A 16,935-nucleotide genomic window follows, 5' to 3' on the forward strand; every position below is an offset into this window, starting at 1 on the left:
GAGCCCCCGGCGAATGCCGCGAGGCCTCTGCCCGGAAAGACCCTGACGCACTTCCCCAGCGCCAGGTTCTCCTTCGGGCAGGGACCTCGAAGCATTCGCCTTCTCGAACAGTCATCGCCTTCTCGGAAAGTCAGCACCTTTTCGAAAAGTCATCGGAAATCATGAAAGTAGGAGCCGGAGCAATCATGGTGGATCACGAGGTGAACGAACCCTCGGATGCCGATGGCTTCGCGCACGTCCCCGTACTTCTGCATCGTGCCGACGATCTTCTCGGCCCTGCCATCACCGCCGTCGGTGACGGTGGCGAAGGCGCATACATGATCGATGCGACGTTGGGGCTCGGAGGCCACTCCGAATTCTTCCTCGGCAAGTATCCGGGCCTTCACCTCATCGGTCTCGATCGCGACACCAACGCACTCCGCATCGCTGCCGAGCGTCTGGCGCCATTCGCGGACCGAACCACGTTCGTGCACACCACGTATGACGGGATCGAAGACGCGCTCGAACAGGCAGGTCTGCCGTCGACGGAGTCGGTTCACGCGATCCTCTTCGATCTGGGTGTGTCGTCGATGCAGTTGGACGAAGCCGACCGAGGTTTTGCGTACTCGATCGACGCCCCTCTCGACATGCGGATGGATCAGACGGTCGGGCTGACCGCGGCAGAGGTCCTGAACACCTACAGTCACGGCGACCTTGCTCGCATTCTGAGCACGTACGGCGAAGAGCGGTTCGCCGGAAAGATTGCGTCCGAGATCCTTCGGCAGCGTGAGCGTGAACCATTCACCACCAGTGCAGCTCTGGTCGAGTTGCTGTACCGAACAATCCCGGCGGCCACGCGGCGTACGGGTGGACACCCGGCCAAGCGCACCTTCCAAGCGCTGCGGATCGAAGTCAATGCCGAGTTGGATTCGCTTCGTGCGGCCGTTCCTGCCGGGCTCGATGCACTGGCAGTCGGTGGGCGAGTGGTGTTCATGTCCTACCAGTCGCTCGAGGATCGAGTTGTGAAGGCGGAGTTGGTTCCCCGCTCGAAGTCCACCAGTCCTGAAGGTCTACCGGTCGAGTTGCCGGGTATGGGGCCGGAGTTCCGCATTCTCACCCGTGGCGCAGAACGTGCGTCTGAGCAGGAAATCGAAGAGAACCCACGATCAGCTCCGGTGCGTTTGCGTGCCGCAGAACGCATTTCCAGGAGGCGGGCATGAGTCGTCAGGGCAAATCCGGTGCAGCGCAACGCGCATACGACAAGCGCACCGCACGGGCGGCAGGCCGGACCGGAACTGCCGCTGCTGCCGGCCCGTCGATCTCTCCTCGGGCGATGCTCAAGGGGCGGGTACCGTTCGTGGCCTCCGTTATCGGACTTCTGTCCATCGGTCTCGCGGTGACTCTGCTGCTGACCACTCGCGCTGCCGAGGATTCGTACCAACTCAGTGATGCACGTGCATACAACCAGTCTTTGGTCGAGCAGAAAGCAGCGCTCGAACGTGACTTCCAGTCGCGTAACTCGGCTCCGGAGTTGGCAAATCAGGCAAGCGCTCTCGGCATGGTCCCCGCCAAGGACCCTGCACGTCTGGTAGTTCATCCGGATGGTTCGGTCGAGGTCGTCGGAACGCCGACTCCCGCGACTGCCGGCGCGATGCCGCCGCTCGATGCGCCCACATCGGTGCCCGCACCGACCGCGACACCGCCGCGCACCACAACGCCGGTTGTTCCTGGAGCCACGCCGAGCGTTCCGAATAACACGCGAAACCTCGCGCAGAGTGAACAATTGGTTCCTGTGATCCCCACGACGACAGCACCCGCCACCACGACGGCGGTGCCTGCTCCGCCTGAGGAACGTCGGTGAGTCAGAACTCCCGTAACAACCCCGGTCGGCGTCCGCGCCGCTCGGCCACTGCCTCATTTCCGTTTCGTCAGCGAGTCGGTCGTATCACCATGTGTGGTGCGCTCGCCGTTGCGGCATTGCAGCTCTTGTGGATTCAGGGAATCGATGCGCCGAGCCTGGCTGCGGAATCTGCGAATCAACGAACCACGACGCAGGTCGATCCGGCCGTACGCGGCTCGATAACCGATCGCAACGGAAACCCCCTCGCGTTCACCATGGAAGCCAAGGCGCTGACTTTCCAGCCGGTGCGAGTACGCAAGGAACTCGAGGAAGCGCGCGCGAAGAGCATCGAGCAGGGCGCCGAGGGTGACAAGCAGGCGCCGGAAGTCAGCGATCGCCTCGCCGAGATCGCCGCCGGAATCCACGCCAAGCTCGGCGATACCGTTCCGGAAAAAGATCTGCTTCAGAAGATGAACAGCAACGAGACTTTCACGTACCTCGCTCGCAGCGTGGATCCGGCGGTTGCTGCCGAGATCTCGGACAAGTTCCGGGAGGTCGGCCTCGAGCGACAGGACATCCGCGAGTACCCCGGTGGCTCTCTGGCGGCGAATCTCGTCGGCGCGACCGGCTGGGACGGGCACGGTTTGCTCGGCCTCGAAGATTCGATGGACTCCACGCTCGCCGGAACCGATGGATCCGAAACGTACGACCGCGGTTCCGACGGCGCTGTGATCCCTGGTAGCTGGCGTGACAAGCAACCGGCCGTCAACGGTTCGGGTGTCGAGCTGACCATCGATTCGGACCTCCAGTTCTACGTTCAGCAGCAGGTCCAGATCGCCAAGGACAAGTCGGGCGCCAAGAACGCTTCGGTTGTGGTCATGGACTCCAAGACGGGACAGGTGTTGGCCATGTCCAACGACAGCACCTTCAACCCCGCGATCGGCATCGACAAGAACGCGCCGACAGCCGAAATGGGCAATCCGTCGGTCAGCACGCCGTTCGAGCCCGGATCGGTGAACAAGATCGTCACCGCAGCAGCGGCCATCGAGGACGGTAAGACAACTCCGGACGAAGTTCTGCAAGTCCCGGGCAGCATCACGATGTCCGGTGCCACAGTCAAGGATGCGTGGGATCACGGTGTGGCCCCGTATACCTCTACCGGTGTGTTCGGAAAGTCCTCGAACGTCGGCACCTTGATGCTCGCTCAGCGAGTGGGCGAGGATCGCTACGCAGACATGCTGAATAGGTTCGGCCTCGGACAACGCACAGACGTCGGACTTCCCGGCGAGAGCGCCGGCAGCGTCCCGAGTCGCGATCAGTGGTCCGGCGGAACCTTCGCGAACTTGCCGATCGGGCAGGGTCTTTCGATGACAACCTTGCAGATGACCGGGATGTACCAGGCCATTGCCAACGACGGTGTGCGAATTCCTCCGCGAATCGTGAAGTCGACTGTCGATTCTTCCGGCACTCGGACCGAGACGCCGCAGCCCGAGGGTGTCGAGGTGGTCAGCGCCCAGACAGCGTCGACGGTTCGGGACATGTTCCGATCGGTCACTCAGGAAGACACCGGCAACCAACGAGGAACCGGTGTTGCCGCGGGCGTCGAGGGATACCAGGTCAGCGGAAAGACCGGCACCGCGCAGCAAGTGGATCCCGCGTGCAAGTGCTACTCCAACTCCAACTACTGGATCACCTTCGCGGGGATCGCGCCCGCGGACAACCCCCGATTCGTGATCGGAATCATGCTCGACGCACCGGTTCGCGGTGTGGACGGCGGCGGCGGTCAATCGGCAGCACCGTTGTTCCACAACATCGCGTCGTGGATGCTGCAGCGTGACAGCGTTCCGATGTCGCCGGACCCCGGTCGCAAGTTGGTGTTGCAGGCGGACTGATTGCGGTGTGTCGGTTTCGACAGGGTCTTCGGGTGAATCCCGGACACGGTAATCTCAAACGTCGCAGTAACCTCATTCATCGCAGTACGCCGAACTTTGCTTGCGCTGCGACCGCCAAGAACAACGACAATTGCCAGGAGTCGAGTGACAGTGCCGAATCGTTTGCAATCGTCGAACTCGGACGGCGCTCCCGGGACGCGTCCGACACAACCGGTTGCTACCGCGATCACGGCGCTCTCCGAACTGTCCGGAGCTCGCCTCGAATGGGTCGGGCAACCGGGATCACAGTCGTCGGAGGTCGTCGTCAAGGGCGTCGACCTGCGTGCGCAGGGAATCGTGGCCGATGACCTCTTCGCCGCTCTGCCCGGTGCCAGGACGCACGGCGCTCAGTTCGCCGTCGACGCTCTGGGGCGCGGTGCGACCGCGATCTTGACCGACGAGGCCGGCCTCGAATTGATCGAGTCCGCCGAAAAGGCGCCCGACCGGTCCGTCCCGGTTCTCGTTCATCCGAACCCGCGGGATGTGCTCGGTGAGATCTCAGCGGAGATCTACGGCCGGCCCTCGGAGAAGATGCAGGTCGTCGGCATTACCGGCACATCCGGCAAGACGACGACGTCTTACTTGCTCGAAGCAGCGATTGCCGGAGCCGGCCGCAAGCCCGGTCTGGTTGGCACCATCGAGACTCGGATCGACGGCCGCCGAGTACCCAGCGCTCTGACCACGCCGGAAGCTCCGCAACTCCATGCGCTGTTCGCCGTGATGGCAGAGCAGGGGATCGATACCGTCGTCATGGAGGTGTCCAGTCACGCGCTCGCTCTCGGACGCGTCGACGGCATCCGCTTCGACATCGGCGCGTTCACCAATCTTTCGCAGGACCACCTGGATTTCCATCGGGACTTCGAGGAGTACTTCCAGGCCAAGGCTCGACTGTTCGATCCCGAGTCGACGGTGCGAGCCGAGCATGCCGTCGTCTGCGTCGACGACGTATGGGGTCGACGGATGGCTGAGTTGGCCGCGACCGACGAGAGCGATGCGGTGACCACGGTCTCGACCTCGACGGCCGAGGCCGAGTGGAAGGTCGGCGCCGTCGAGGTTGCCGAGGACGGCTCGCAGACTTTCGAGTTGGTCGGGCCGGACGGACAATCGTGGCCCGTCTCGCTTCGCCTCCCCGGTCGATACAACGTGGCCAACGCAGCCTTGGCACTGACTGTCAGCTTCGCGGCCGGACTCGATCCGGACGCTGCTGTTCGAGCACTCGGAACGGTGGATGTCCCCGGACGGGTCCAGCGGATCGACCGCGGGCAGAGCTTCCTGGCAGTGGTCGACTACGCCCACAAACCGGCGGCACTCGAAGCCGTGATCGCCACCCTGCGCAATCAGGTTCCCGGCCGAGTGGCTGTGGTCGTCGGTGCGGGCGGTGACCGCGACGCCGGCAAACGCACCCTCATGGGCGAAGCTGGTGCGAGGGGCGCAGACCTGCTGATCGTCACCGACGACAACCCGCGCACCGAGGATCCCGCGAAAATTCGCGCTTCGGTTATGCAAGGCGCCATCGACGTTCCCGAATCCGAACGCGGCGAGATTCACGAAGTGGGGGACCGGGCGCTCGCGATCGAGCAAGCAGTCCGGTGGGCGCAGCCAGGCGACGTAGTACTGGTGGCAGGCAAAGGCCACGAAGTGGGTCAAGAAATCGACGGGGTCAAACACCCATTCGACGACCGCGAGGTGTTGGGCGAAATGATCGGCCGATTCGCGATCAACACAGCACATGGAGGCAAGCAATGATCCCGATGACGCTCTCTCGGATCGCCGAGATCGTCGGAGGAACCCTGCATGACGTCGACGATCCGTCGACTCAGGTGACAGGAACCGTCGAATTCGATTCGCGCAAGGCTGGTCCAGGTGGACTGTTTCTCGCACTCCCCGGCGCACGCGTCGACGGTCACGACCATGCGGAAGCGGCGGTGGCCGCCGGTGCGGTGGCGGTGCTAGCAGCGCGGCCGGTCGGGGTTCCGGCGATAGTTGTCCCGTCGGTACCGAACGACGGTCCGAGCGCTGTGATGTTGCTCGAACATGACACAGACGGATCCGGGGCTGCCGTCTTGCATGCCCTCGGCCTCCTGGCCAGGGCCGTGGTCGACGAACTGGCAGCAGAGGGGTCGGCTTCGGGGGGCGGGCTGACGCTGGTCGGTGTCACTGGTTCGGCAGGCAAGACCTCGACCAAGGACCTGATTGCGGCGCTGCTTCGCGAGCGCGGTGAGGTGGTCGCCCCACCAGGCTCGTTCAACAACGAACTGGGTTTGCCGTGGACTGTGCTCCGCGCCGACGAGAAGACCCGCTTCCTGGTCCTCGAGATGTCGGCCCGTGGGGTCGGTCACGTCGGCGAACTGACCAAGATCGCGCCGCCGAAGATCGGCGTCGTTCTCAATGTCGGCACCGCCCATCTCGGTGAATTCGGTTCGCGTGAAGCGATCGCGGTCGCCAAAGGTGAACTGGTGGAAGCACTCCCGTCGGCAGCCGACGGTGGAGTTGCGGTCCTCAACGCCGACGACCGCATGGTCGCCGCAATGGCGAGTCGAACCAAGGCCCGGATCGTATTCGTCGGTCAGTCCGAAGACTGCGACGTTCGGGCGACCGACGTTGTTGTCGACGACCAGGCCCGGGCTTCCTTCACGCTGAACTGTTCACAGGGTTCTGCGCGTATTCGCCTGGCCGTTCACGGCGAACATCACGTGAGCAACGCTCTTGCCGCTGCGGCCGTCGCACTCGAGAACGGCCTCGCGGTTGCAGACATCGCGCGTGTCCTCGAGGGCACGAAGGCAGCGTCAGCGAGGCGGATGGAAGTCACCGAGCGCGCCGACGGCGTCACCGTCGTCAACGACAGTTACAACGCAAATCCCGATTCCATGCGCGCTGCGCTCAAAGCGTTGGTGTCCATGGCGCGATCGGATCGGCACTTCGGGCGCCGTAGCTGGGCTGTGCTCGGTGAGATGGGTGAACTCGGGCCGGAATCGGTCGTCGAGCATGACGCGATCGGTCGCCTGGCCGTCAGACTCGATGTCAGCAAGTTGATCGTCGTCGGAACGGGCCGCACCTCGCGTGCGATGCATCAAGGTGCGGTGATGGAGGGGTCGTGGGGTGACGAGTCCGTCGTCGTGCCAGACGCAGCTGCGGCAATCGCCATTCTCGAAGCGGAACTCGAACCGGGCGATCTCGTCCTGGTGAAGGCGTCCAAGTCGGTTGAACTGTGGACGGTCGCCGAAGCGATTCTGGCCGCAACGCCCAGCGACAACACCGGTGACGCGAACACCGATGGCGAGAACGGCGGGGATTCGCAGTGATCCAGATTCTTCTCGCCGCAGGCATCGCGCTGGCGGTCTCCATCATGCTCACGCCGATCCTGATCAAGGCGTTCTCGAAACAAGGTTTCGGGCAGGAGATCCGAACCGAAGGTCCAGCCAGTCACCAGGCCAAGCGCGGCACTCCCACGATGGGCGGCGTCGCGATCCTGACCGGAATCTGGGCCGGCTATCTCGGCTCACACCTCATCGGTCTCGGCATGGACAACGCGGAGGGACCGTCGGCGTCCGGCCTACTCGTTCTCGGTCTGACCACCGCGCTCGGTGGAGTCGGTTTCCTCGACGACTTCATCAAGATCCGCAAGCAGCGCAATCTGGGACTGAACAAGACAGCGAAGCTGGTCGGCCAGTTCGTCGCTGCCATTGCCTTCGGAATCTTGGCCCTGCAGTTCCGCGGTGACGACGGGCTGACTCCGGGCAGTGTTCATTTGTCGTACGTTCGCGACATCGCCACCGTCTCACTCGGTTCCGTGGTCTTCATCGCCTTCTGCTACCTACTGGTCAGCGCCTGGTCCAATGCCGTCAACCTGACCGACGGCCTCGACGGATTGGCCGCCGGAGCGATGAGTTTCGTTCTCGGCGCCTACGTCATCATCACGTTCTGGCAGTTCCGCTACTCGTGCGAGACGAATCCCGGTAAGGGTTGCTACGACGTCCGAGACCCGCTCGATCTCGCGGTGCTCTGCGCGGCCGGCGCCGGCGCGTGCATCGGTTTCCTCTGGTGGAATGCCGCACCCGCCAAGATCTTCATGGGCGACACCGGTTCTCTTGCCCTCGGCGGCATGCTCGCCGGATTGTCGATCACCACCAGCACGGAACTGTTGATGGTGGTCATCGGTGCACTGTTCGTCGCGGAGGCCGCGTCGGTGGTGATCCAGGTAGCGGTGTTCCGGTCCAGCCGACGGCGGGTCTTCCGAATGGCGCCGTTCCATCACCACTTCGAACTCGCCGGGTGGGCTGAAACCACGGTCATCATCAGATTCTGGTTGCTGGCGGCTATTGCGTCGGCTATCGGATTGGCACTCTTCTACAGCGAATACCTCGCAGCGCTCGGAGGCTGAAAACCATGACCAGCTCAGCGGATTCCGAGAACGACCTGTCCTGGCTCCGCGGTACGCGAGTGCTGGTCGCCGGTGGGCGGGTGTCCGGTCAAGCGACCATCGAACCTCTCGTCGCGCTCGGCGCTGTCGTGACGGTCGCCGATTCGACCCTCGACTTCGCGCAGCGCTGCGCCGAACTCGGCGCGGACATGGTGACCACCACCTCGATCGAGGATGCCCCGGATTCGATCACCGAGTACGGGCTCGTCGTCACCAGTCCGGGCTTTCGGCCGGACGCACCGATCCTTGCAGCGGCCGCCGGTCACGGGATTCCCATCTGGGGAGACGTCGAGTTCTCGTGGCGCGTCGACCACAGCGGGCACTTCGGCGGACCCCGTAAATGGCTCGTCGTGACGGGGACGAACGGAAAGACCACGACGACGTCGATGCTGGCCTCGATTCTCGACGCCGCCGGAGTTGTCGGCCGAGCCTGCGGGAACATCGGGCTTCCGATACTCGAGGCACTCGCCGAGACGTCGCCGCGCGTGGAGTACCTCGCTGTCGAACTGTCGTCTTTCCAATTGCACTGGGCGCCTTCGGTGCGTCCGGATGCCGGCGTCGTCCTCAATGTCGCCGAGGATCACCTCGACTGGCACGGCGGAATGAGCGCGTACGCCGAGGCCAAGTCGCGGGCGCTGAGTGGAAAGGTCGCGGTGGTCGGCCTCGATGACGCAATCGCGTCCGAACTGGGAACTCGCGCAACTGCAGACATTGTCACCGGGTTCAGATTGGGTGAACCGGGCGAAGGAGAACTGGGCGTCGAAGCGGGACACCTCGTGGACAACGCTTTCGGCGATCACGTCCGCTTGGCCGAAGCAGCTTCCATAGATCCGGCCGGCCCGGCAGGCGTCATGGACGCGCTTGCCGCTGCCGCTTTGGCGCGGGCACTCGGATTCGAGGCCGACGTCGTCGAACGCGGTCTGGCCGCGCACAAGGTCGGCCCACACCGAGGGGCCCTGGTCGGTCGTGTCGGGTCCGTTGCGTACATCGACGATTCCAAGGCCACCAATCCGCACGCAGCCAGGCCGTCGATACTCGCGCACGATCGCGTCGTCTGGGTTGCAGGCGGTCTGCTCAAGGGTGCAAGTGTCGAGCAGTTGGTGAGCGAGGTGGGACCGAGACTGTCCGGCGCTGTACTTCTCGGCCGTGACGCCGGTGTGATCGAGGACGCGCTGGCGCGACACGCGCCCGATGTTCCCGTGGTGCACGTGCTGTCGGGGGACGATGAAGCGGTGAGCGAAAACAGCAGCAACTCGACTCTCACCATCCGGCTGCCTTCGGGTGCCGACGCGGATGCCGTCATGGCCGCAGTGGTCGTCGAAGCTGCCGAGTTGGCGTCCCCCGGTGATGCAGTTGTACTTGCCCCGGCCGCCGCGTCCTTGGACATGTTCGCCAGCTACGGACATCGTGGTGACAGTTTCGCCGCCGCCGTCGCCGCATTACCCGATCCGTTCACGGATTCGCCTGGCCAAGCCGGGAACTTGCTATGACCAAGGGTCCCAAGACCCGGATCGGTGCCTGGTTGGCGCGGCCGTTGGCGTCGTTCCACCTGGTGGTGACGATTGCCACGATGTTGACTGTCTTGGGGCTCGTGATGGTTCTGTCGGCGTCGAGCGTCGAGCAGTACGTGTCCGGTGGCTCGGCATATTCGTTGTTCACCCAGCAGTTGATCTTCGCGATTCTCGGGGCGGTGCTCTTCTACGTCGCGCTGCGGATCCCGGCGAGAGTGCTCCGGCAGTATTCGTTTCCGCTGTTCGTCGTCGTGCTGATCATGCTGGTACTCGTCCTGATTCCGGGAATCGGCACCGAAGCGCAGGGTGCGCGTCGCTGGTTCAACGTCGGTGGATTCTCGGTGCAACCATCGGAAATCATGAAGGTCGCCTTGGCGATCTGGGGCGCGCATCTGTTGGCCTCGAGGCGTCCGGACGACCGATCCGTGAAGTCGATCCTGATTCCGCTCGTGCCCGCTGCGATGCTGGTCTTCGCCTTGGTCGTCGCGCAGCCGAACCTCAGTACGACCATCGCACTGGGAATCATCGTCGGGGCCCTGCTGTGGTTCGGCGGGCTGCCACTGAAACTCTTCGGCTCGATAGCGCTGACAGGCGTTGTCGGCGCCGCTGTCCTGGCCATGACGGCTGGGTATCGATCCGACCGAGTCCAGGCCTTCTTCAACAAGAGTGATGACCTGCAGGGCAACAACTATCAGGCCGAGCAGGCCTTGTATTCGCTCGCAGACGGCGGCGTTTTCGGTCGCGGACTCGGGCAGAGCGTCGCCAAATGGAACTACCTACCGAACGCGCACAACGACTTCATCTTCGCGATCATCGGCGAAGAGTTGGGATTTGTCGGCTGCGCTGTGGTGATCGGTTTGTTCGCTGTATTCGTGTACACGGGATTGCGGATCGCAGCCCGCAGCATCGATCCGTTCTGGCGGCTCCTGTCGGCCACCGCAACTACCTGGATCGTCGGCCAGGCGATGATCAACATCGGATACGTCATCGGACTGCTGCCGGTGACCGGACTCCAGTTGCCCTTGGTCTCCGCCGGTGGTTCGTCCTTGGCGATCACGCTGTTCATGTTCGGGGTCATCGCCAATGCAGCGCGCCACGAGCCAGAAGCAGTTGCCGCTCTGAACTCCGGGCAGGACGGCAAGATCTCGAAGTTGCTCAGACTGCCCAAGCCGGTGCTGTACCACCCGCCGTCAGGGGGCCGGCCTATCCGTCGACCGAAGCCCGCACGACAGATCGAACCGGCACGCGGACGCGACGGCCGGCGCGCGATCGAGACGGGCGATCGACGCAAGCGGGCAGATCAAGGCGCTCGCCCTTCCTCGGATTCCAACCGAGGTGCGGCCGCTGGGTCACGGAAGCGCACCGCGGGAGGGCAGAATGGTCAGCGTCGGCAGGCGCCGACACGTAGGGCACAAGATCCACGAGAAGTTCGAGAGCGAGGAATTCGTAGGTGAGCGGCAACAAATCGGCTCTGTCGGTAGTGGTGGCAGGGGGAGGCACGGCTGGTCACATCGAACCCGCACTTGCGGTCGCGGACGCGGTCAAGGCCGCTCAGCCCGACACCAGGATCACCGCACTCGGGACAGCACGTGGTCTCGAAACCACCTTGGTGCCTGCCCGCGGGTACACACTCGAGCTCATTCCGCCGGTTCCGCTTCCTCGTAAGCCCACGATGGATCTGGTGAAATTGCCGACACGCATCCTCGCCTCGGTGCGCAAGACCCGTGAGGTACTCGATTCCGTCGACGCCGACGTGATCGTCGGTTTCGGTGGTTACGTCGCGCTTCCGGCGTATCTTGCCGCACGTGGCGGTGTTCTTCGGCGCCGCCGCAAGATTCCGATCGTCATCCACGAGGCGAACGCCAGTGCCGGCATCGCGAACAAGATCGGTGCTCGCCTGGCGACGCGGGTGCTTGCCGCTGTTCCGGGTTCCGGAGTGAAGAACCGCGGCGATCAGGACGCCGAGATCGTCGGCATCCCGGTTCGCGCGTCGATCGCCAATTTCGATCGAGCGGGACTCCGCTCGCAAGCTCGCGAGTACTTCGGACTGCCTCAGGACGGTCCCGTTCTGCTCGTCTTCGGCGGATCGCAAGGCGCGAAGTCGCTCAACGACGCGGTGTCCGGAGCAGCGGAAGAACTGGCGAAGGCCGGGATCTCGGTCCTTCACGCACACGGACCCAAGAACTCCCTCGAGGTCACGCAGTACTCGGAGACGGCACCGTATGTGGCTGTTCCTTATCTTTCGCGGATGGATCTCGCGTATGCCGCAGCCGACGCGACGATCTGTCGTTCGGGCGCGATGACGGTCGCCGAGGTCTCGGCGGTCGGACTACCGGCCGTCTACGTTCCGTTGCCGCACGGCAACGGTGAACAGGAACTCAACGCGAAACCCGTTGTCGCAGCGGGCGGCGCGATCATCGTCTCCGACAACGAGCTCACGCCGACGTTCGTCGCCGGCACCGTCGTCCCGATGCTGAGCGACAGCGCGCGTCTCGACAAGATGAGCAGTGGCGCTGCCAATGTCGGGCACCGCACGGCGGCAACCGAGATCGCACGGATCGTGCTCGACATCGCGGCAAAGGAAAACGCCGTCCAGGAAAACGCAAGGGGAAACCGATGACCGCGCTGCCCGCCCACCTCGAGCGAGTACACATGGTCGGAATCGGCGGTGCCGGTATGTCCGGCATCGCTCGAATTCTGCTTTCCCGCGGGGGCCTTGTCTCGGGTTCGGACGCCAAGGAGAGCCGAGGAGTCCTGGCGCTTCGTGCACGCGGGGCACAGGTCCGGATCGGCCACGACGCCGATGCTCTCGACCTGCTGCCAGGTGGACCGACCGTCGTCGTCACGACGCACGCAGCTATCCCGAAGGACAACCCGGAACTCGTCGAGGCCGCTCGCCGCGGAATCCCGGTGATTCTTCGGCCGGCTGTCCTTGCATCACTCATGCAGGGCAATCGCACGTTCCTGGTTTCGGGAACACACGGCAAGACGTCGACGACCTCGATGCTCGTGGTCGCCCTGCAGCACTGCGGTTTCGACCCCTCGTTTGCCGTTGGCGGCGAACTCAACGAGGCGGGCACGAATGCCCATCACGGCAGCGGTGACGTTTTTGTCGCCGAGGCGGACGAGAGCGACGGGTCGCTGCTTCAGTACGACCCCAACGTGATCGTCGTGACCAACATCGAGGCCGATCACCTCGACTACTTCGGCAGCGTCGAAGCGTATGTGAAGGTGTTCGACGATTTTGTCGACAAGCTACGTCCGGGTGGACTCTTGATTGCTTGCCTCGACGATCCGGGATCTGCGGATCTCGCGAAGCGAATCGTGGCCTCGGGTCGTTCGGACATCCGTGTGCTCGGTTACGGATCAGCGGATGCGCAGGAAGTAGAAGCGGGCACTGCCTTCGAGCCTGTCGACGGCGTCGAGGTCGGAGTCCGACTACTGGGCTTCCATGCACACGACGTCGGGGGAGTCCTGCAGTTCCAACTGGCCGGTGAGAGCGCCGCGCGAACCGTGCGGATGGCAGTGCCGGGTCGGCACATGGCGCTCAACGCACTTGCCGCCCTGCTGGCCGCCCGTGATGCGGGCGCCGAGACCGAGGAGATCGTCGAGGGGCTCGCCGGATTCGGTGGCGTCCACCGCCGCTTCCAGTTCACCGGCCGCGAGCGTGGTGTCCGGGTGTTCGACGACTACGCCCACCATCCGACCGAAGTTCGCGCGGTTCTCGGCGCGGCCGCGGATCTGGTTCGACCGGAAGATGATTCGTCGTCGACCAATTCGGCAGCCGGACGTGTGATCGTGGTCTTCCAACCTCACCTCTATTCGCGCACAGCGGCATTTGCCGTGGAGTTCGCGCAGGCACTGGACTTGGCCGACGAGGTAGTGGTTCTTGATGTCTACGGTGCTCGCGAAGAGCCGATGCCGGGAGTCAGCGGTGCGCTTGTCGCTCAATCGGTCACCAAACCTGTTCACTATCAACCCGATCTGTCGCAGGCACCGAAGCAGGTGGCGGCGTTGGCTCACCCCGGCGACATCGTCATCACGATGGGCGCCGGTGACGTGACCATGCTCGGCAAACAGATCCTCGATGCTTTGCGTTCGGCGCCGCATCCCGCGCCGCGATGACACCCGACGCACGAAGTCGTCGCGGGCGTCGAGATCCTCAGGCCAGGCGAGCCACCAGTACGCGTCGGCGCAGTACTCGCACCGAATCGCGATATTCGACGCGGTCGACGGAGCCGGCTCCCGAACCCACGCCGACTCGTAAGTGGTTCAAGCGACCGCTGATCGTGGCACCGCTGGCAATCGTGCTGGTGGTGGGAATTGCGCTGACGGCCTGGTTGTCTCCGGTGCTCTCGGTCCGGGGCACCGAAGTTCTCGGTGCGACGACGGTCAGTGAGGAACAGATCCTTTCGCTCCTGGCAGTACCGACCGGTCAGCCGTTGATGCGGGTCGACACCGGCGCCGCCGCCGCACGTGTAGCGACGATTCCGAAGGTGGCCTCCGCCCGAGTGCAGCGGATGTATCCGTCGACCATTCGCGTCACCGTGACCGAACGGGTACCGGTTGTCTTCGTCGACTCACCCGAGGGGGCACACCTGCTGGACGAGAAGGGTGTCGACTTCGAGATGGGAGTCCCGCCGCCGGGGGTTCCGCGTCTGGTGACACCGACGCCGGGATGGAACGACGAGCCGACGCTTGCCGCGCTCGAGGTGTTGTCGGTGTTGCCGCCGGATCTGAGATTTCAGGTGGGAGAGGTTGCCGCTCGGTCGATTTCGAGTGTCACGCTGACTCTGCTCGACGGTCGCGTCGTAAACTGGGGCGGTGTCGAGCACTCGGATCGTAAGGCTGCCGTGACGCTTCCTCTGTTGACTCAACCGGGGCAGACGTACGACGTGTCCAGTCCTGATCTTCCGACGGTCCGATAGCGCACGGTGCACCCGTGCGCCGGTGCGTGGCAAATACTTCGGTGTGTCTCGGCGCGCCTAATGGCGGAACGCGACGACGGTGCATAGCGTTTCGTTTCAGATCGAATACTTGACATAACTCTAACCCTGTGGTTGAGGTTTAGAGTTTATCTCGAACACCAGCAGTAACAAATACACCAGCAGTTACAAATACAGCAGCAGTAAAAAGACAGCAGCACTGACAAACAGCGTGAAACACGACACGGAAGGCGAGAGCCGATGACGCCCCCGCACAACTACCTCGCCGTAATCAAGGTCGTCGGCATCGGCGGCGGCGGCGTGAACGCAGTCAACCGCATGATCGAACAGGGACTCAAGGGAGTCGAGTTCATCGCGGTCAACACGGACGCGCAAGCCCTTCTGATGAGTGACGCCGACGTCAAGCTCGACGTCGGTCGTGAATTGACCCGTGGCCTCGGCGCCGGTGCTGACCCTGAAGTGGGTCGCAAGGCAGCCGAAGATCACAAGGACGAGATCGAAGAGGTCATCAAGGGCGCCGACATGGTGTTCGTGACCGCAGGCGAGGGTGGTGGCACCGGAACCGGTGGTGCCCCTGTCGTGGCAAGCATCGCCCGGAAGCTGGGCGCACTCACCGTCGGCGTCGTGACTCGGCCGTTCTCCTTCGAGGGCAAGCGTCGTGGGGGACAGGCGGATACCGGAATCCAGGCGCTCCGCGAGTCCTGCGACACGCTGATCGTCATTCCCAACGATCGCCTGCTCCAGCTGGGTGACGCGGCCGTCAGCCTCATGGACGCCTTCCGCAGCGCCGACGAGGTTCTCCTCAACGGTGTCCAGGGCATCACCGACCTCATCACCACCCCGGGTCTGATCAACGTCGACTTCGCGGACGTCAAGGGTGTCATGTCCGGTGCAGGCAGTGCGTTGATGGGCATCGGATCCTCACGTGGTGAGGGACGCGCGATCAAGGCGGCGGAATCTGCGATCAATTCGCCTCTCCTCGAAGCATCGATGGAAGGCGCCCGCGGCGTTCTCCTGTCGATTGCCGGCGGTAGCGATCTGGGCCTGTTCGAGATCAACGAGGCGGCTTCGCTGGTGCAGGAAGCCGCGCACATCGACGCCAACATCATCTTCGGAACGGTCATCGACGATTCACTCGGTGACGAGGTTCGTGTGACGGTCATCGCTGCGGGATTCGACGGAGGAGCTCCGGCTCGTCGTCCCGTGGAGTCGACCGCACAGGGACGTGGAGCTATCGGCGCCGGGCGCGCGGGTGAGGTCGGCCGGTCACCGGTGGCCGCCGAACCTGCTGGCGAGCAGCCGATTTCCGCAGCGCGCGAGACGACGGGCTCGGGTAGCTTGCCTCCGATCGGTGGCCCACGCCATGCGCCGGTCCAGGAAGACGAGGGCGACGACGACGTCGATGTGCCTGTCTTCATGCGTCGCTGACGCAGGGCTACAAACAGTTTCGAGAACAGGGTGCCCGGAATTTCTGGGTACCCTGTTCTTGACTGGATGTCCGGTCACGTCTGAGCCGGACGACAACTTTCGACGTTTGTGAGCACACATATCTTGAGTACCGAGAAGTCGACCACCCGCACCCGCATTCGCCGCGTCGTGACCAGCCGAGCCGGTGGTGTTTCCGCGTCGCCGTACGAGTCGTTCAATCTCGGCGATCACGTCGGAGACGATCCGGCAGCCGTCGAGGCGAATCGCCGTCGTCTGGCACGCGAAATAGGCGTCGAGCCTGACCATCTCGTGTGGATGGAACAGATCCACTCGCGCAACGTCACTGTCGTGACGGAACCGACCGACGAAGTGATTCCCGTGACGGACGCTCTGGTCACCACCGTTCCCGGCCTGGCGCTCGCCACCCTCAGCGCAGACTGTGTTCCCGTTCTGCTCTCCGACGAGGAGGCCGGTGTGATCGCGGCAGTTCATGCCGGACGGATCGGTGCCCGCATCGGTATCGTCCCGCGCGTCCTCGCGGAGATGGTGCGACAGGGCGCGGACGTCTCACGTATCGGTGCCTTCCTCGGCCCGGCAGCGAGCGGACGCCAGTACGAGGTTCCCCCCGCGATGCGTGCGGACGTGGAAAAGCACTTGCCGGGCAGCGCAACTCGCACCGAGAAGGGCACGCCGGGACTCGATCTGCGTGCGGGACTGCGTAAGCAGTTGCTCGCCGCGGGTGTGTCCGGTGTTGCCGAGGACCCGCGGTGCACGATCGAGGATCGCGCGTTGTTCAGTCATCGCCGAGAATCTCTGACCGGGCGTCAAGCTGCAGTGATCTGGATGGAAGCGCCCGCAGCGCAGGAAACCGTCTAGGCAG

General features: G+C 63.9%; 13 protein-coding genes. All 13 read left to right on the plus strand.

Going from position 1 to position 16,935, the window contains the following annotated elements; translation table 11 throughout:
* Positions 1-185: 185 nt before the first annotated feature.
* The 13 genes from rsmH to pgeF all read left to right on the plus strand — a co-directional run bounded on the left by rsmH (position 186) and on the right by pgeF (position 16,931).
* Entirely contained in the window at positions 186-1,199 is a 1,014-nt protein-coding gene (gene rsmH, locus RE4_RS15950) for a 16S rRNA (cytosine(1402)-N(4))-methyltransferase RsmH (protein WP_029538264.1), read from the plus strand.
* Positions 1,196-1,840 carry a cell division protein FtsL gene (gene ftsL, locus RE4_RS15955; RefSeq protein ID WP_019748878.1) on the plus strand — a complete coding sequence of 215 codons (645 nt, stop codon included), beginning with the start codon at positions 1,196-1,198 and terminating at the stop codon, positions 1,838-1,840. The genes rsmH and ftsL overlap by 4 nt, the downstream gene beginning before the upstream one ends.
* Positions 1,837-3,711, plus strand: coding sequence for a peptidoglycan D,D-transpeptidase FtsI family protein (locus RE4_RS15960; RefSeq protein ID WP_020908076.1), 1,875 nt, complete (start codon positions 1,837-1,839; stop codon positions 3,709-3,711). The genes ftsL and RE4_RS15960 overlap by 4 nt, the downstream gene beginning before the upstream one ends.
* Positions 3,712-3,861: 150 nt before the next feature.
* Positions 3,862-5,496 (plus strand): UDP-N-acetylmuramoyl-L-alanyl-D-glutamate--2,6-diaminopimelate ligase, encoded by a 1,635-nt coding sequence (locus RE4_RS15965; protein WP_060938940.1) that lies wholly within the window; start codon positions 3,862-3,864, stop codon positions 5,494-5,496.
* Positions 5,493-7,052, plus strand: a complete 1,560-nt coding sequence (locus RE4_RS15970) for a UDP-N-acetylmuramoyl-tripeptide--D-alanyl-D-alanine ligase (RefSeq protein ID WP_020908074.1) — start codon at positions 5,493-5,495, stop codon at positions 7,050-7,052. The genes RE4_RS15965 and RE4_RS15970 overlap by 4 nt, the downstream gene beginning before the upstream one ends.
* Positions 7,049-8,131 (plus strand): phospho-N-acetylmuramoyl-pentapeptide-transferase, encoded by a 1,083-nt coding sequence (gene mraY / locus RE4_RS15975; RefSeq protein WP_003941699.1) that lies wholly within the window; start codon positions 7,049-7,051, stop codon positions 8,129-8,131. The genes RE4_RS15970 and mraY overlap by 4 nt, the downstream gene beginning before the upstream one ends.
* Before the next feature lie 5 nt (positions 8,132-8,136).
* Positions 8,137-9,660: a UDP-N-acetylmuramoyl-L-alanine--D-glutamate ligase gene (murD, locus tag RE4_RS15980; RefSeq protein ID WP_060938908.1), complete on the plus strand. Its 1,524-nt coding sequence runs from the start codon at positions 8,137-8,139 to the stop codon at positions 9,658-9,660.
* Positions 9,657-11,135, plus strand: a complete 1,479-nt coding sequence (gene ftsW / locus RE4_RS15985; RefSeq protein ID WP_060938909.1) for a putative lipid II flippase FtsW — start codon at positions 9,657-9,659, stop codon at positions 11,133-11,135. The genes murD and ftsW overlap by 4 nt, the downstream gene beginning before the upstream one ends.
* The gene (murG, locus tag RE4_RS15990; protein WP_019748872.1) at positions 11,132-12,301 is read left to right on the plus strand and encodes an undecaprenyldiphospho-muramoylpentapeptide beta-N-acetylglucosaminyltransferase; all 1,170 of its coding nucleotides are present in this window, start codon (positions 11,132-11,134) and stop codon (positions 12,299-12,301) included. Before ftsW ends, murG begins: the two co-directional genes overlap by 4 nt.
* Positions 12,298-13,806, plus strand: a complete 1,509-nt coding sequence (gene murC, locus RE4_RS15995) for a UDP-N-acetylmuramate--L-alanine ligase (RefSeq protein WP_019748871.1) — start codon at positions 12,298-12,300, stop codon at positions 13,804-13,806. The genes murG and murC overlap by 4 nt, the downstream gene beginning before the upstream one ends.
* Positions 13,803-14,609 (plus strand): cell division protein FtsQ/DivIB, encoded by an 807-nt coding sequence (locus tag RE4_RS16000; protein ID WP_019748870.1) that lies wholly within the window; start codon positions 13,803-13,805, stop codon positions 14,607-14,609. The genes murC and RE4_RS16000 overlap by 4 nt, the downstream gene beginning before the upstream one ends.
* A gap of 258 nt (positions 14,610-14,867) precedes the next feature.
* The gene (gene ftsZ, locus RE4_RS16005) at positions 14,868-16,055 is read left to right on the plus strand and encodes a cell division protein FtsZ (RefSeq protein WP_003941788.1); all 1,188 of its coding nucleotides are present in this window, start codon (positions 14,868-14,870) and stop codon (positions 16,053-16,055) included.
* A 108-nt stretch (positions 16,056-16,163) separates the two neighbouring features.
* Positions 16,164-16,931, plus strand: a complete 768-nt coding sequence (gene pgeF, locus RE4_RS16010) for a peptidoglycan editing factor PgeF (protein WP_060938910.1) — start codon at positions 16,164-16,166, stop codon at positions 16,929-16,931.
* Positions 16,932-16,935: the final 4 nt, after the last annotated feature.

It is taken from the genome of Rhodococcus erythropolis NBRC 15567 (assembly GCF_001552595.1).
Taxonomy (GTDB): Bacteria; Actinomycetota; Actinomycetes; order Mycobacteriales; family Mycobacteriaceae; genus Rhodococcus_F; species Rhodococcus_F erythropolis.

What these genes read in the sequence shown, in the direction of transcription:
- rsmH (WP_029538264.1), top strand. Translation starts at nt 186, where the DNA reads ATGGTGGATCACGAGGTGAACGAACCCTCGGATGCCGATGGCTTCGCG.
- ftsL (WP_019748878.1), top strand. Translation starts at nt 1,196, where the DNA reads ATGAGTCGTCAGGGCAAATCCGGTGCAGCGCAACGCGCATACGACAAG.
- RE4_RS15970 (WP_020908074.1), top strand. Translation starts at nt 5,493, where the DNA reads ATGATCCCGATGACGCTCTCTCGGATCGCCGAGATCGTCGGAGGAACC.
- murD (WP_060938908.1), top strand. Translation starts at nt 8,137, where the DNA reads ATGACCAGCTCAGCGGATTCCGAGAACGACCTGTCCTGGCTCCGCGGT.
- ftsW (WP_060938909.1), top strand. Translation starts at nt 9,657, where the DNA reads ATGACCAAGGGTCCCAAGACCCGGATCGGTGCCTGGTTGGCGCGGCCG.
- murC (WP_019748871.1), top strand. Translation starts at nt 12,298, where the DNA reads ATGACCGCGCTGCCCGCCCACCTCGAGCGAGTACACATGGTCGGAATC.
- RE4_RS16000 (WP_019748870.1), top strand. Translation starts at nt 13,803, where the DNA reads ATGACACCCGACGCACGAAGTCGTCGCGGGCGTCGAGATCCTCAGGCC.
- ftsZ (WP_003941788.1), top strand. Translation starts at nt 14,868, where the DNA reads ATGACGCCCCCGCACAACTACCTCGCCGTAATCAAGGTCGTCGGCATC.